Annotated in this window: 11 protein-coding genes and 1 other RNA gene; 2 read left to right on the top strand and 10 right to left on the bottom strand. The window is 34.9% G+C overall.

All coding sequences use genetic code 11. The features are described from left to right. Positions 1 to 5: 5 nt before the first annotated feature. A complete protein-coding gene (gene fahA / locus EOD40_RS08460) occupies positions 6 to 1289 on the top strand; it encodes a fumarylacetoacetase (protein ID WP_128194567.1) in 1284 nt (427 codons plus the stop codon). Positions 1290 to 1366: 77 nt separating this feature from the next. Here fahA and fsa read toward each other — a convergent pair whose 3' ends face one another. From fsa to ffs, 3 genes are all read right to left on the bottom strand, one after another. Further along, positions 1367 to 2023: a fructose-6-phosphate aldolase gene (gene fsa / locus EOD40_RS08465; protein WP_128194569.1), complete on the bottom strand. Its 657-nt coding sequence runs from the start codon at positions 2021 to 2023 to the stop codon at positions 1367 to 1369. 81 nt (positions 2024 to 2104) lie between these two features. Continuing rightward, positions 2105 to 2908, bottom strand: a complete 804-nt coding sequence (locus EOD40_RS08470) for an SDR family oxidoreductase (RefSeq protein WP_128194571.1) — start codon at positions 2906 to 2908, stop codon at positions 2105 to 2107. A gap of 119 nt (positions 2909 to 3027) precedes the next feature. After that, positions 3028 to 3125: signal recognition particle sRNA small type (gene ffs / locus EOD40_RS08475), an RNA gene on the bottom strand. A gap of 88 nt (positions 3126 to 3213) precedes the next feature. Between ffs and EOD40_RS08480 the strand changes: the two genes are divergently transcribed. Next, positions 3214 to 4287, top strand: a complete 1074-nt coding sequence (locus EOD40_RS08480; protein ID WP_128194573.1) for a glutaminyl-peptide cyclotransferase — start codon at positions 3214 to 3216, stop codon at positions 4285 to 4287. 154 nt (positions 4288 to 4441) lie between these two features. On the opposite strand, the gene EOD40_RS08485 is transcribed toward EOD40_RS08480, so the two are convergent. From EOD40_RS08485 to EOD40_RS08515, 7 genes are all read right to left on the bottom strand, one after another. After that, entirely contained in the window at positions 4442 to 6352 is a 1911-nt protein-coding gene (locus EOD40_RS08485; protein ID WP_128194574.1) for a discoidin domain-containing protein, read from the bottom strand. A gap of 57 nt (positions 6353 to 6409) precedes the next feature. After that, positions 6410 to 7195 carry a glycerophosphodiester phosphodiesterase family protein gene (locus tag EOD40_RS08490; protein ID WP_231129600.1) on the bottom strand — a complete coding sequence of 262 codons (786 nt, stop codon included), beginning with the start codon at positions 7193 to 7195 and terminating at the stop codon, positions 6410 to 6412. 81 nt (positions 7196 to 7276) lie between these two features. Beyond that, positions 7277 to 9577, bottom strand: coding sequence for a beta-glucosidase BglX (bglX, locus tag EOD40_RS08495; RefSeq protein WP_128194576.1), 2301 nt, complete (start codon positions 9575 to 9577; stop codon positions 7277 to 7279). A gap of 11 nt (positions 9578 to 9588) precedes the next feature. Beyond that, positions 9589 to 10302: a carboxylesterase family protein gene (locus tag EOD40_RS08500; protein ID WP_128194578.1), complete on the bottom strand. Its 714-nt coding sequence runs from the start codon at positions 10300 to 10302 to the stop codon at positions 9589 to 9591. 8 nt (positions 10303 to 10310) lie between these two features. Further along, the gene (locus EOD40_RS08505; RefSeq protein WP_128194580.1) at positions 10311 to 11687 is read right to left on the bottom strand and encodes a glucoamylase family protein; all 1377 of its coding nucleotides are present in this window, start codon (positions 11685 to 11687) and stop codon (positions 10311 to 10313) included. 81 nt (positions 11688 to 11768) lie between these two features. Further along, positions 11769 to 12668, bottom strand: coding sequence for a LamG domain-containing protein (locus EOD40_RS08510; protein ID WP_128194582.1), 900 nt, complete (start codon positions 12666 to 12668; stop codon positions 11769 to 11771). A 19-nt stretch (positions 12669 to 12687) separates the two neighbouring features. Beyond that, the gene (locus EOD40_RS08515; protein ID WP_128194584.1) at positions 12688 to 14142 is read right to left on the bottom strand and encodes a RagB/SusD family nutrient uptake outer membrane protein; all 1455 of its coding nucleotides are present in this window, start codon (positions 14140 to 14142) and stop codon (positions 12688 to 12690) included. Between the last annotated feature and the right edge of the window lie 2 nt (positions 14143 to 14144).

Raw genomic sequence — 14144 nt, forward strand, 5'->3', positions numbered from 1 at the left:
AAAACATGCCAATATCAGCCAACGATACCAAAAGAAAATCATGGATAGAAGTTCCTCAAAACAGTGATTTCCCAATCCAGAACATTCCTTTTGGTGTATTCTTAACGAAAGAAAACGTCGTAACAGTAGGAACTCGTATTGGAGATTCGGCTATTGATTTAGGAGCATTACAACAACTGGGGTATTTTTCCGGCATTGAACTAACCGACGATATGTTCATTCAGGACACCCTGAACGATTTCATTTCGGATGGAAAAAAAACATGGCGTTTAGTTCGCAACCGTATTGCTGATATTTTTGACGAAAATAATTCCACATTACGAGACAATCCAGACCACAAAAGCATCATTATATTTAAAATGGATGAAATCGAAATGCAATTGCCGGTATTGATTGGTGATTATACCGATTTTTATTCGAGTAAAATCCATGCTTCGAATGTGGGAAAAATGATTCGCAACGAAGAAAACGCCTTATTACCTAACTGGCCTCAAATGCCTATTGGTTATCATGGAAGAAGCTCTACAATAGTTCCTTCAGGAATTCCTGTACACAGACCTTTTGGACAAACACTACCACAAGGAGAATCTACTCCTGTTTTTGGTTCTTCCCGTTCTGTTGATTTCGAATTAGAAACCGCTTTCATAACTACCGACGCTAATGTAATGGGAGAAATGATTCCTATCAGCGAAGCCGAAGATTATATTTTTGGAATGGTTTTATTAAATGATTGGACTGCACGCGACATTCAAAAATGGGAATACATGCCTTTAGGCCCTTTTTTATCTAAAAACTTTGCCTCTTCCATATCGCCATGGATTGTGACTATGGATGCTTTAGAGCCATTTAGAGTTGCCAGCCCAAAACAAAATCCGAGTCCCCTTCCTTATTTACAACAAAAAGGAAAACACTCTTTTGACATCAATCTTGAAGTAACGATACAACCTGAAGATGCTGAACCAACCATTGTGTCTAAATCTAATTTTAAACACATGTATTGGACTATGAACCAACAACTGACACACCACACTTCTAATGGTTGTCGGGTGAATTCGGGTGACATGATGGGTTCTGGTGCTATTTCCGGCCCTACTGAAGATAGTTATGGCTCGATGTTAGAATTAACCTGGGGAGGAGAAAAACCACTGAAACTGAATGATGGTAGCGAACGTAAATTTATAAACGATAACGATACTGTAACTATAAAAGGTTTTTGCGAAAATAGTCAGGTTCGCATTGGTTTTGGAGAAGTTTCCAGCAAATTACTTCCTCCATTCGTTAGAAAATAATCTTAATATCACATAAAACAAAAAGTCCCATTTGAAATTCAAATGGGACTTTTTTTATTGATATAGAAAGTAACTAATTACTTGTTTCCTTTTTCGAAATCAGCAACAAACTGAGCCAATCCAATATCAGTTAATGGGTGTTTCAACAAACCATAGATTGCAGAAAGAGGTCCAGTCATAACATCAGAACCAATTTTAGCACAGTTAACAATGTGCATTGTATGACGTACTGAAGCTGAAAGAATTTGAGTTTCGTAACCGTAGTTATCATAGATTTCTCTAATTTCCTGAATCAAATTTAATCCGTCAGTAGAAACATCATCTAATCTTCCTAAGAATGGAGAAACATAAGTAGCTCCAGCTTTAGCAGCCAATAAAGCCTGACCAGCAGAAAATACTAAAGTTACGTTAGTTTTAATTCCTTTATCAGAGAAATATTTAGCAGCCTGAACACCTTCTTTAGTCATAGGCAATTTCACAACGATTTGCTCATGTAAATCAGCTAATTCCTCACCTTCTTTTACCATTCCTTCAAAGTCCAAAGCATTTACCTCAGCACTTACATCACCATCAACAAGATTACAAATGTCAACATAATGTTTCAAGATGTTATCTTTTCCTGTGATACCTTCTTTAGCCATCAAAGATGGGTTTGTAGTTACACCATCTAATACACCTAAAGATTGTGCTTCTTTAATTTGAGCTAAATTAGCCGTGTCAATAAAAAATTTCATAATTTATATATTTAATTGTTTTTAGTTCATCTTTAAAAAAGTGTTTTTTTTACACTTAATTTTTATTCGACGTTTGCAAATTTACAATTTATAATGATTCATCAGCATTTTTTCGAAAATTTTATCTGGCAATAAACGTTTTAATACAATTGAGAACTTTTGCATAAAGACACCAACCTTATAATGTATCTTAGGATTCTTTGCCTGAATGATGTTATAAACCGCTACAGCCATTTCATCCGGATTACTTCCACTATCCACATGCTCGTCCATCATTTTTAGAGTCATTCCATAAGGAACTTCATAAGCCGAACCTTTTATTAAAGGCGCATGAAAACGTCCCGAAGCAATATTAGTAGCAAAATCCCCCGGAGCTACATTGGTAATCTGAATTCCAAAAGACTTTACTTCCATTCGCAAGGCTTCGGTAATTAACTCCAAAGCACCTTTGGATGCCGAATAAACACTTCTATATGGCAACCCCATATAAGCTGCAATTGAAGTAACATTGATAATTAATCCTGATTTTTGTTGGCGCATTTGTGGCAACGCCGCCTTCATCACTTCGATAGGACCAAAAAAGTTAGTCTCGAAATTATTTTTGATTTCTGCCGTTGGAATTTCTTCCAATGGACCTGTAATCCCTACTCCTGCATTGTTAATCACCACATCTAATCTTCCAGTTGTAGCAATTATTTTAGCAACAGCAGCCTGAATACTTTCCACGTTTCTAACATCTAAAGCCACTAACGGAAAAACCGAATTCAAAACCTTTTCCGGATTTCTGCTGGTTCCATAAACAATAAAGCCTTTATGATGTAAAAATTCCCCAATAGATTTTCCTATTCCTGAAGAACCTCCAGTAATCAATACTACTTTGCTCATTGTTTAATTGGTTTTTTGTTAGACTGGGCCAAAAATAAAAAAATCCTCCCGAAGGAAGACTACTTTTGTTTTAATTCTGAAAAAGAATCTGATTCACTGTGTCGAACAGATTAAATAAAAAAAGGCAAGCGACCTACATCGCACCGCTCAACCACGTACCCTTGCTATGTTCCCATCCTGGGGGAGTCTGCAGGAGCTGGTCGTGTAGGACTTGCCGGTGCAAATATACAATCTTTTTATATTTTTGCAAGCCCTTTTGTGTGCTTAAAATAACATTGTATATTAGGGCTTTTAAAATTCGTAACATGAAAAAACATAACTTACTATCTTTCATTTTATTAGGAACTATCCTTTCTAATTGTGGAGATACAAAAAATAGAGAAAACACTATATTTAATTTTGATTCTTCTAAAATTTCGGCACAATATCAGCCTCAAGAGACTGTTGACTTAAGCATTTTAAACCCCAAATCAAAACAAGTTGACAGCACTGTATACTACATTAACGATGCTAAGGTTAAAACGGTAAAAGGACTGGAAAAACTTTCTTTTGAATTAAAAAACCAAAAACTAGGCTACCAAAACATCAAAGCTTTGGTTTATTTTGAAGGTGAAAATGCCGAAACTACAACCAGAATTGAAGTTGTTTCTAATGTGACTCCTAAATTATTAAATTACAAGATTGTAAATACATACCCTCACGACACAAACTCTTTCACTGAAGGATTGGAATTTTATAAAGATACCTTATATGAAAGCACAGGTTCAGGAAGCTCAGGTTCAGGAAATAAATGTAAATCCTATTTAAGAAAGTACGATTATAAAACAGGAAAAATATTCAACCAAATCAATTTAGATGATAAATACTTTGGAGAAGGAATTACTTTTATAAACGAAAAACTTTTACAGTTGACCTGGCAAGATAAAACAGGTTTTATTTATAATGCCAACACCTTAAAACTGGAAAAAACATTTGCTTTTACCAAAGATATTGAAGGCTGGGGAATGACTAATGACGGGAAATATATTTACCAATCGGATGGGACAGAGAAAATCTGGAAAATGGATCCTACTACTCAAAAAATGATTGATCATATCAATGTTTACTCTGGAAATTCTAAAATTAAATCGGTAAACGAATTAGAACTTATTGATGGAAAATTTTACGCTAACATTTGGCAAAAAGATGCTATAGCAGTAGTCAACCCTACAAATGGTGCTGTTGAAGGAATTATCGATTTATCGAAATTACGCAAACAACTTAAAAGTGTAACTTCAGAGGATGTATTAAACGGAATCGCCTACAATCCAAAAAACAAAACCATTTTTGTAACAGGAAAGAATTGGGACAAAATGTTTGAAATAACAGTCTCTGAATAAATTATAATATCTTTCTCAACTATAAAACAAACCCCGTTTTCGACTCTATTTTGAGCAATTACGGGGTTTGTTGTTTTAGAATGTGTAGTTTAGATTATTATGAATACCCCTAATTACATTTCATCCATTGGGTGGAGATAGTTTAATAATTCCCTCATTTAACTTCAATGAGTTTGCCTTTTTTTCCAATTCCATTTTCATTAAAAGCTTCAATTGTAAAATAATACTTTGTCCCTTTATCTAAGCCTCTAAAATCATATAAGTTATTGTCGTAAACCATAATGCTGTTATATAATTTATCAGGGGCAATTCCGTAATAAATGTTATATCCAACAGCATCATTTTGTTTTTTCCACGAAATCATAGCGTTTCTCGAATCTAATTTATTTCTATCAACGTTAAACGCAGCAACAACTTTTGGTTTTTCTAACAATCCATTCCCAAAAACCCTGAAATCAGAAATAGCAAACAATCCTGACGCATTGTGAATATTTACCATTTTGATGTAACGCGCCTTGAACGCTTTTATTAATTCTACATAATCATGAGGAACGTCTTTTGTATTTTTAGATTTATCAACAACTAAAGTCCAATTTTGCGCATCATCAGACATAAAGATTTTATACTGATAATAAATATCCATCGCCTTATTGTACTGTGTTGCTTTATGATCGGCATAATTAATCTGCAAAGCATTAATTTCCATTTGTCTTCCTAAATCCATTTGAAGCCATTCCTCTGGATTACTGGTTTTTGCAGACCAATAAGTTTGAATATTCTCATCGGTTAAATTTTCAGGATCATAACAGAATTTCTCATAAACTTTTTTGCCACCATTATCCATTCGGTGTGTTTCGACTTCCATACAATCTTCAGAAGAAGAAACGATAACCGGCTTTTTATAAGAGAGTAACATCCATCCAGACGAAGCTCCTTTTGTCTGATCACGCTGCTGCGTTGGAAGTACAATTGGAAAATCTCCATAAGAAGTGATGGAATACATTACATCGTCTTTATCAAATCCGGCAGGAAACATATCTATACGACGCTCAAAACGATCTTTTATGGATATTTTACAAGTTCCTGTATTCCAATAATTCCCATAATTATCAGCAAAAGTATTTCCGTGTCCGGCTCCAATTACAAATCCTCCCGGTTTGTACGACATCGGATTGTGTTTTTGATATACAAAAGGTCCTAAAGGCTTATCGCCTACGTGAACACCATTGGCATAACCTTTAAATTCGGTTGCTGGGGCTCCATATTGCATATAATATTTACCGTTGTGTTTTGTCATCCAGGCTCCTTCAATAAAATTTCCCCAGGGTGCCGGTTCCATATCATTATTGGGTCCAAACCGCTCCCAGCCATGAGCTGAAGGATCTAAAACAGCAACTTCTTTAATTTGACCATAGGGACGTTGAATATCTTCAACTTCTGTTGCTTTATACAATTGTTCATAATCTGCCTGATTTCCTTTTGGAAGCCAAGTATTATAATCCACTTCAGCCCCCACTAGAGGTAATTTTCCACTTGAACCATAATACATATACACTTTCTTGTCATCATCCTGAAAGATGGCAGGATCCCAAGTTGGCAGCATAGCCTTGTCTACATGACGTATCCATCTCCCTGATTTTGGGTCGGCAGTTTTCCAGATTGGATGATCTCTTTTCCAGGTTGAGCCCACATAAAATAAAGTGTCATTTACAACCCAGGCGGCTGGCGCACATTGGTCATCGTCACCAGGCTGTCTTTGAAAACTTCCATATACAAAATTCCAGTCGGACATGTCTTTACTCCAAAAGAAACCTGCCTGATTAGTAGCAAACAAATAATATTCGCCTTTGTAGGTGATAATTACAGGATCGGCACTTGAACGACGCGATTCAGAAATTCCATTATGATTGTATGTTGTATAATTGTATCCAATATTAATTGGATTACAATAAGTAGTTGCGGGTTTATTAGGATCAAACCATTCTGTCTTTCCGGGAATACTAGTATTTTGTGCCCATACATTTACTGTACAGGTAATTAAAAGCAACATCAACATCTTTTTCATCTGTATTCTTTTTAAATTTCTATAGAATTCCATTTCTTAAAGTAAAATGATAATGATCTATTTTTTCTTCTTTAATCTTTCATTGAGAAGTTCAGGTTCGTTTGTTGTGATGTAATTGAATTTATGAGCTATAATCCAATCCATATCAGCAATCTCATTAACCGTCCAGGCATTTAGAATAATATTATTCTCCTTTGCTTCCTTAATCCATTCAGGATGTTTTTTAAATACCGAATAATGATAATCAACACCATTAATATTATCAGCTTTAACTTCTTTTGGAGATTTATTCCCTTCCAGATATTGTAAAGAAGCTTTTGCATCAACTGCTCTGATTTGTTTTAAAATGTCATAATCGAAACTAATGTAGCAGCTAATTTTTCCGGCTTGCAGTTTTTTAATCATTTCAACCGCCATTAAAGCCGTCTTTTTTCCTCTTTCTTTACTGATTTCCGACGGTTTTATTTCGCATACCAAAAGCGTATACCTATTATTTCGTTTGCCTTCTGTAATATATTCGTGTAAAGTAGACAGCTTCTCTCCATTAGAAAGTTTAAACTTTATTAAATCAGCATAATTCGTTTCTTCAATAAACAGTTTGTTGTAATGTGCATCATGGTTGATTACAAGTGAATCATCGGCGGTTCTCCAAACGTCAAATTCTGAACCGGTAAGTTTTAAGTCGATCGCATGTCTTAAAGATGCAATGGAGTTTTCAGGCAGATTATTTTTTTTCCATGCGCCCCGATGTGCTACAACCGCATTTTTCTTCACATTACAAGAAGATAAAAGAACCATTAATAGCGTAAAAAGAAGTCCTCCAAATATTTTAATTCGTTTCATTTTTTAAATTAAATTTATAATTGCTTATAAAAAAACCCTTCGTATAACCAGTACGAAGGGCCATTACTAATAACAAACCAACTATTTAGTTAATTCAAAACTAACTTTCTTATCGGCATTTGAATTTCCTCCAACGAAAACATCAAACTGTCCAGATTCTGCTACGAATTGTAAATCAGAATTATAAAATTTTAAATCTTCAACAGTAATATCAAAACTTACCGTTTGTTTTTCACCTTTTTTAAGTGCTATTTTCTGGAAACCTTTCAACTCTCTAACGGGTCTTGTTACTGAACCCACTATATCTCTAATGTATAATTGAACTGTTTCTTTTCCGTCAAAATTTCCTGTGTTGCTTACATCAACCGTTACTTTTAATTTTCCACTAAAATCCATCTTATCAGAAGAAATTTTCAGGTTTGAATAATCAAAAGTGGTATAACTTAAACCAAATCCAAACGGAAATAAAGGCTCATTTCTTTCGTCAAGATAATTTGATCTGAATTTTTCAAATTTGCCTTCTTTATTAGAAAGAGGTCTTCCTGTATTTTTGTGTGCATAATAAATTGGTACCTGACCAACACTTCTAGGAAAAGTAGTCGTTAATTTTCCAGAAGGATTTTCATCACCAAATAAAACATCAGCAATAGCATAACCTGCTTCTGTACCGGCAAACCAAACATTTAAAATAGCAGGAACAGTATTATTTTCATCTTTAATTACCAAAGGGCGACCATCAAATAAAACTAAAACTACCGGCTTCCCTGTTTTCAATAATTCATTCAATAAATCTTTTTGGGCTTGTGGAATTTCTAATTTTGTTCTGCTACTAGATTCTCCACTCATCTCAGCAGATTCTCCTAAAGCAGCCACAATTACATCCGATTGATTGGCTACTTTTAAAGCTTCTGCAATTAATTCTTCTTTTGAACGGGCATCACGATGTAACGTTTTACCAAACACCGTTGCGTTTGTTTCAAAAGTTTCATCGTAATCTAAATTACTTCCTTTAGCATAAAGTATTGTTGCTGATTTTCCGGCTACTTCTTTAATTCCTTTCAATAAAGTTATTGAACTTCCTTTTTGGGTTGCCACACTCCAGGTACCCGACATATTTTCTTCGGCATCAACCAAAGGACCAATAAGAGCAATTGTACCTGATTTTTTCAGAGGTAAAGTTTGATTTTCATTTTTTAATAAAACCAATGATTGAGCGGCAATTTTACGGGCTTCATTTCTGCTATTTGAAGTAAAAATTTCTGTTTTAGCTCTTTTTACATCACAATATTTATAGGGATCATGGAACAGACCTAAATCATATTTTGCTTCTAAAATAAGTTTTACGGCAGCATCTATTCTTTCCATGGCAACTTTTTTCTCATCTAAAGATTTTTTCAAAGTAGTCAAAAATCCTTCTCCTACCATGTCCATTTCTACACCTGCATTCATCGCTAAAGCAGAAGTAGTTTGCAAATCTCCCATTCCGTGATCAATCATTTCATTGATTCCGGTAAAATCAGTCACTACAAATCCTTTGAATCCCCATTGTTTTCTTAAAACATCCGTCATCAACCATTTGTTTCCAGTTGCAGGAATTCCGTCAACTTCGTTAAAAGAAGCCATAACCGAACCCACCCCTGCATCTACAGCTGCTTTGTAAGGAGGAAAGTAGTCATTGAACATTCTGATATGACTCATATCTACGGTATTATAATCACGACCCGCTTCTGGCGCACCATATAATGCAAAATGTTTAACACAGGCTAAAATGGAAGTGTTTTTTGAAAGGTCATGCTGCTGATATCCATTAACCATTGCTTTAGCAATCTGGCTTCCTAAATAAGGATCTTCCCCGGAACCTTCAGAAATTCTTCCCCAACGAGGATCACGAGATATGTCAACCATTGGAGAAAATGTCCAATTTATTCCATCTGCACTTGCTTCCTGAGCAGCAATTTGAGCACTTCTTTCGATTAAATTCATATCCCATGTACAAGACAATCCCAGAGGAATAGGAAATGTTGTTTCATAACCGTGTATAACGTCCATCCCAAAAATTAATGGAATTTTCAAACGACTATTTTCAACTGCAATCTTTTGTACTTCTTTTATTTTCTCAACTGATTTAATATTAAACAAACCTCCTACTTTTCCTTCGGCAATTTTTTTAGATATATCAGAACTTTTTGCCAGACCCGTAGTAAAATCACCTGAACTGGGTAAATTTAATTGACCTAATTTCTCTTCCAATGTCATTTTAGACATCAATTCGGCTACAAATTCAGCTTTGGGTTTGATTTTTACTATACTTTGCGCGTTCTTTTTTTGGGAATACCCCAAAACAGCACATCCTAAAAAAAGTAAAACTAATTTATTTTTCATTTTTATGATATTTATTTATTTGTATTCGATTTTGTCTGTTTAAACATCCAGTCGTATATTTCCTGATTGTCATAAACCCTTGTCCAGCTGTCATGCCCCGCATCATCAAAAATGCTTAGCTGTACATCTTTGGCATTGCATTTTTTTAATTCTTTGTATATAGATATCGCGTAATCAACCTTTACCACATCATCTAATAATCCGTGAAAAATTCTGGTTGGAATATTTGCAATTGCGCAAGCCTTTTCTAATTCAGTCAAATCAACAAAACCAGAAATAGGTACAATTGCTGCAAACATATCCGGATATGAAAATGCTAAATTCCATGCTGCCCACCCCCCAGAACTTAAACCTGTAACATATATTCTGTTAGAATCTATTTTGTTCTCTTTTTGAACTTTTAAAATAAGCTCATAAATGGATTTTATATTCCAATTTTCATCTTCTTTACATTGTGGAGCTAATACATAAGCATCTATAAAATGTCTCTTCAAATATTTTAAAGGACCATGTGTTTTTACTTTTTCAATGTCAGTTCCTTTTTCTCCATCACCCGGAATAAAAACTATTAAAGGCTTTTTGTCATTAATAATTTCAGGACGATGCAAAATATAACCAAGCTCATAGTTGTTTGTCACAACTGTATTGATTTTTCCTGTTATCTCACTTTGACTAAAGCTATATGATTCGAATAGCAGCAATAGAAAAACTAACTTGTACTTCATATAAATTCTTAAATCCCATATTTTTCAGACTTAAATCCAAGTTTTGTTAATCCTTGTTTTGTCTCTGATGCATTCATGAACAATTTCCATAATAAACCACTTCTATAATTTTCAATCATAGGAGCAATTGTACCCTGATCAATCGCCAAATATCGCGGCGTTACCCAATTATAATGAGGAGAAAAAGCATCATAAGGACCTGCAATCCCTACATATTGTGCTTTATTTTCATCATATAAATAATGTAAAAACTTCATTGCTTCAACAGCTGCAAAAGGAAAAGAGGACAAAGCCGCTGTAGGCGAAATCACTCCGGTATCATTATTAGGTTGATGTGCGGTATAACCTGTTGTCCCATCGGAATTTCTAGTATAACTTGCTGTCAACCCCCAACATTTATCTGAGTATCCCTTCCATCCTTTTGGATTTACAATGCTATGCTGTACCATAATTTTAGCATGATTTTGAGTCAAAACTCCATAATCAGCATATTTATCTATTAAACTGTTTGGATCTAAACCTAAATAGGAATAATGTGACCAAAACATCGGTCCAACGTTTCCTGTTGCTCCATTGTAATTTAAAACAACCGGAATTCCATATTGAGAACCGCTGTTTACTATAGCTCCACTTCTTGCCCAGGCTTTATGATATGCTTCTGCAGAAATTGGATGTGTTGGTGATGAAGCAGCCATTATATAAGTAATTAAACACTCATTATAACCTTCTAATTTAAAGTTCATTTCCCAAGCATAATTTGGCGACCAATGCCAGTATAATGCATCCTCTCCTTTGGTGTACCAATCCCACTCAACCCCTTTCCAAAGTACATCAGCCTTGGCTGCCAATTCTTTTTCGGAAGTACTACCATTTTTAAAATATTCCCTTATGGTTATTAAAGCCTGACAAACAAAAGAAGTTTCTACTAAATCTCCTCCATTATCTTTTGTTCCAAATGGAATTACTTTTCCTTCTTTATTATCCATCCAGTGTGGCCATGCACCATGAAAACGATCTGCTTTTTCAAGAAAATTTAAAGCTGTTGAAAGTCTGGAAACAGCTTCTGCTCTAGGTAGAAAACCTCTTTCTATTCCAACAATAATACTCATCAATCCAAAACCGGAACCTCCTGTGGTGATAATATTCGATTCGAAATTTGGATCTTCTGTCAGGTATCTCTCCCGAGCCAATTTTGAATTTGGATCAGCATAATCCCAAAAATATTTAATAGCATCTTTTTGAACCTGATCTAATGCTTCAACATCAGTCAAAGGTTTTAGCTGATTTGTTGGTAAGGGGGTTCCTGTACCGCTCCCTCCTCCGGGAGAAGAAGAACATGATGCAAAAACACTCAAAAAAAGGATTATGTATAAACTACTTTTCATATTTAAACTTGCTTGGTATTGTATTGATTAAATGAAAAAATATACCTAGAGTTTTCACTCTAGGTATTTTATTAAAGGCTTCTATCTTTTATCCTTCTCTAATTTATAAAGAGCCGTAACTTCATTATCGGTTAAAGCTGAATCATAAATTCTAAATTCATCTAATAAACCGGTATAGTTAAGCATCCAACCATCAGGAGTCCCCCAAGGTGAACCTAAATGTTGTTGATAACCTCCAATAATAAATTTTGAAACTTCAGAATTGGCTAATTCACCATATCCAACTCCTCCTGTCAAAGGATCACTTGCATATCTTTTTGAAATAGATGCAGGCAAAGCTAATTTTTGACCATCTATATAAAGACTGTAAGTGGAATTTGTCCCATTATATGTCCAAACTATGTGTTTCCAGGCACCAAACATATTATTCAAAACATTTGCTCCTGCATGTTCAATAAATTGTCCTGCCCAAGGAATACTCGGTACAACGTCTTTTTGAATATGATTTTTCATCAACATTGTTGTTGCAGGTCCAGTACCTTCAATCAATGTAAAAATGTTCCCCCAGAAATCCGTTTTCTTTGGAAGCATAAATATTGATTGCGCTCCACCAGTATGTGGATTTGTTTTTATCCACATTGAAACAGAGATATGTTTTAAATTTATTACGGAATTTGCAACATTAGCATAAGCAATAAATGAAGTTGAAGACCCTTGATAAGCTTCGCCTTTTATTCCTGTTCCATAGGTTACATTAGTTCCTACTCCACCCGTAACACCACTTTTGGAATCTGCAATGTTTCCATCAAAACTTAATTTTGAAACTAAATGAGTCGCTGCAACATCATCAGAACTATCATATCCCCCAATTGATTCATAGGGAATTGGACTATTTACTTTATCAATACTATCCTCACAGCTTACCAAAACTATAGAAGCTAAAACAAAAGAAAGTAAGAAAACAGATTTATTTTTTTTCATTTTTAATTGTTTTTAAGGATTAATAATTAGGGTTTTGAGCCGATAAACCACCTGCTTGTTTTATGAAAGATGCTGGTATAGGAAATAATTCATGTTTTCCTTCGATAAATGTTTTCCCATCAACAGCAAAAGCAGCTTTGGCCTGACCTGTACGTACTAAATCAAAAAATCTATCGTGTTCAAAGGCCATTTCTACTCTTCTTTCTTTCCAAATTGCCGTTCTGACATTGGCTTGGGTAGTTGCTGTTGTAACTCCTAAATTCGCTCTCCCTCTAATTTGGTTCAACAACGGAATTGCTTCTGCTGTTTGACCTAATTCGTTTAAAGCCTCTGCTTTCATCAATAAAACTTCAGCATATCTTAAGTACTTGATATCTACATCGGTTTCCCAGGCATCAGTATAGGTAGACGAATATGCTTTATAATTATAGCGTTCGTTTTCAACAGTATTAGGCACTACTCTTCCATCGTATAAAGTTGATCCTCTAAAAATAATAGTTGCTGCTTTTCTAACATCGCCAGGTTCATAGGCATTTACCAAGCTTTGAGATGGTGTATTGAACCCCCAACCCCAACCACCGGCTCCACGAGCTCCCTGTGTGTTAGAGTAACCTTCGATACCTTTAGCCGGAACAGCACCTTGGGCATAAATTTCGAAAATTGATTCTGAATCAAATTTCCCGGAAGCTTTAAACATTGAAGCGTAATCACCTACAATTGAGTAACCTGTAACTTTATTACAGTTATCAACCACATCCTGCCATTTTTTTTGATACAAACTTACTTTTGCCAATAAAGCATAAGCAGCTCCTTTTGACGCTCTTGATTTTTCATTTGCTCCATAAGCCGATTTTTCCGGTAATGCTGCAATAGCATCTTTCAAATCACTTTCGATAAAAGCATAAACCTCAGCAGAAGTTTTACGTGTTAACTGCATAATTCTGTCTGAATCTGAACCCGGAACTGGCAAATGATCCACAATAGGCGCTCCTCCATAGCATTTTACTAAAGTGAAATACATAAAAGCTCTTAAAAACTTAGCTTCCCCTATTAATCTCGATCTTAAATTGGCATCAGCCTTATCTAACTTTGGAATAATATTTAATGCCTGATTACATCTGTTGATTCCATCATAATTGGCAATAAAAGTACTTTCGGCAGAAGGATTTGATGCGTTGTAAGTTAATGCATCCAATACATCTTTATCGGTCCCTGTATCTCCTGGTGAAGATCCTTTATCGGCATCATCTGATGTTATACTTGATAATCCAATCCAACCAAATGAGGTCATATCCCAATTCAAAAATTTATTATAAATTGAAGTTACAAATGAAGCTGCACCAGCATCATTATTAAACAACTCAATATCATTAGTTGAAATAGATTCTGTTTGATCTACATCTAAATAATCGTCTGCACAGCCAGTAAAAAACAATGCTGATAATACAAACGTTGCCATATATATCTTTTTCATAG

The sequence above is a fragment of the Flavobacterium sufflavum genome (assembly GCF_004016525.1).
Lineage (GTDB): Bacteria > Bacteroidota > Bacteroidia > Flavobacteriales > Flavobacteriaceae > Flavobacterium > Flavobacterium sufflavum.

Bases quoted from the DNA above. Each gene is read 5' to 3' on its own strand.
- EOD40_RS08485 (WP_128194574.1), bottom strand. From the start codon at position 6,352: ATGAAAAAGATGTTGATGTTGCTTTTAATTACCTGTACAGTAAATGTA.
- EOD40_RS08500 (WP_128194578.1), bottom strand. From the start codon at position 10,302: ATGAAGTACAAGTTAGTTTTTCTATTGCTGCTATTCGAATCATATAGC.
- bglX (WP_128194576.1), bottom strand. From the start codon at position 9,577: ATGAAAAATAAATTAGTTTTACTTTTTTTAGGATGTGCTGTTTTGGGG.
- fahA (WP_128194567.1), top strand. From the start codon at position 6: ATGCCAATATCAGCCAACGATACCAAAAGAAAATCATGGATAGAAGTT.
- EOD40_RS08515 (WP_128194584.1), bottom strand. From the start codon at position 14,142: ATGAAAAAGATATATATGGCAACGTTTGTATTATCAGCATTGTTTTTT.
- EOD40_RS08470 (WP_128194571.1), bottom strand. From the start codon at position 2,908: ATGAGCAAAGTAGTATTGATTACTGGAGGTTCTTCAGGAATAGGAAAA.
- EOD40_RS08510 (WP_128194582.1), bottom strand. From the start codon at position 12,668: ATGAAAAAAAATAAATCTGTTTTCTTACTTTCTTTTGTTTTAGCTTCT.
- EOD40_RS08490 (WP_231129600.1), bottom strand. From the start codon at position 7,195: ATGAAACGAATTAAAATATTTGGAGGACTTCTTTTTACGCTATTAATG.
- EOD40_RS08505 (WP_128194580.1), bottom strand. From the start codon at position 11,687: ATGAAAAGTAGTTTATACATAATCCTTTTTTTGAGTGTTTTTGCATCA.
- fsa (WP_128194569.1), bottom strand. From the start codon at position 2,023: ATGAAATTTTTTATTGACACGGCTAATTTAGCTCAAATTAAAGAAGCA.
- EOD40_RS08480 (WP_128194573.1), top strand. From the start codon at position 3,214: ATGAAAAAACATAACTTACTATCTTTCATTTTATTAGGAACTATCCTT.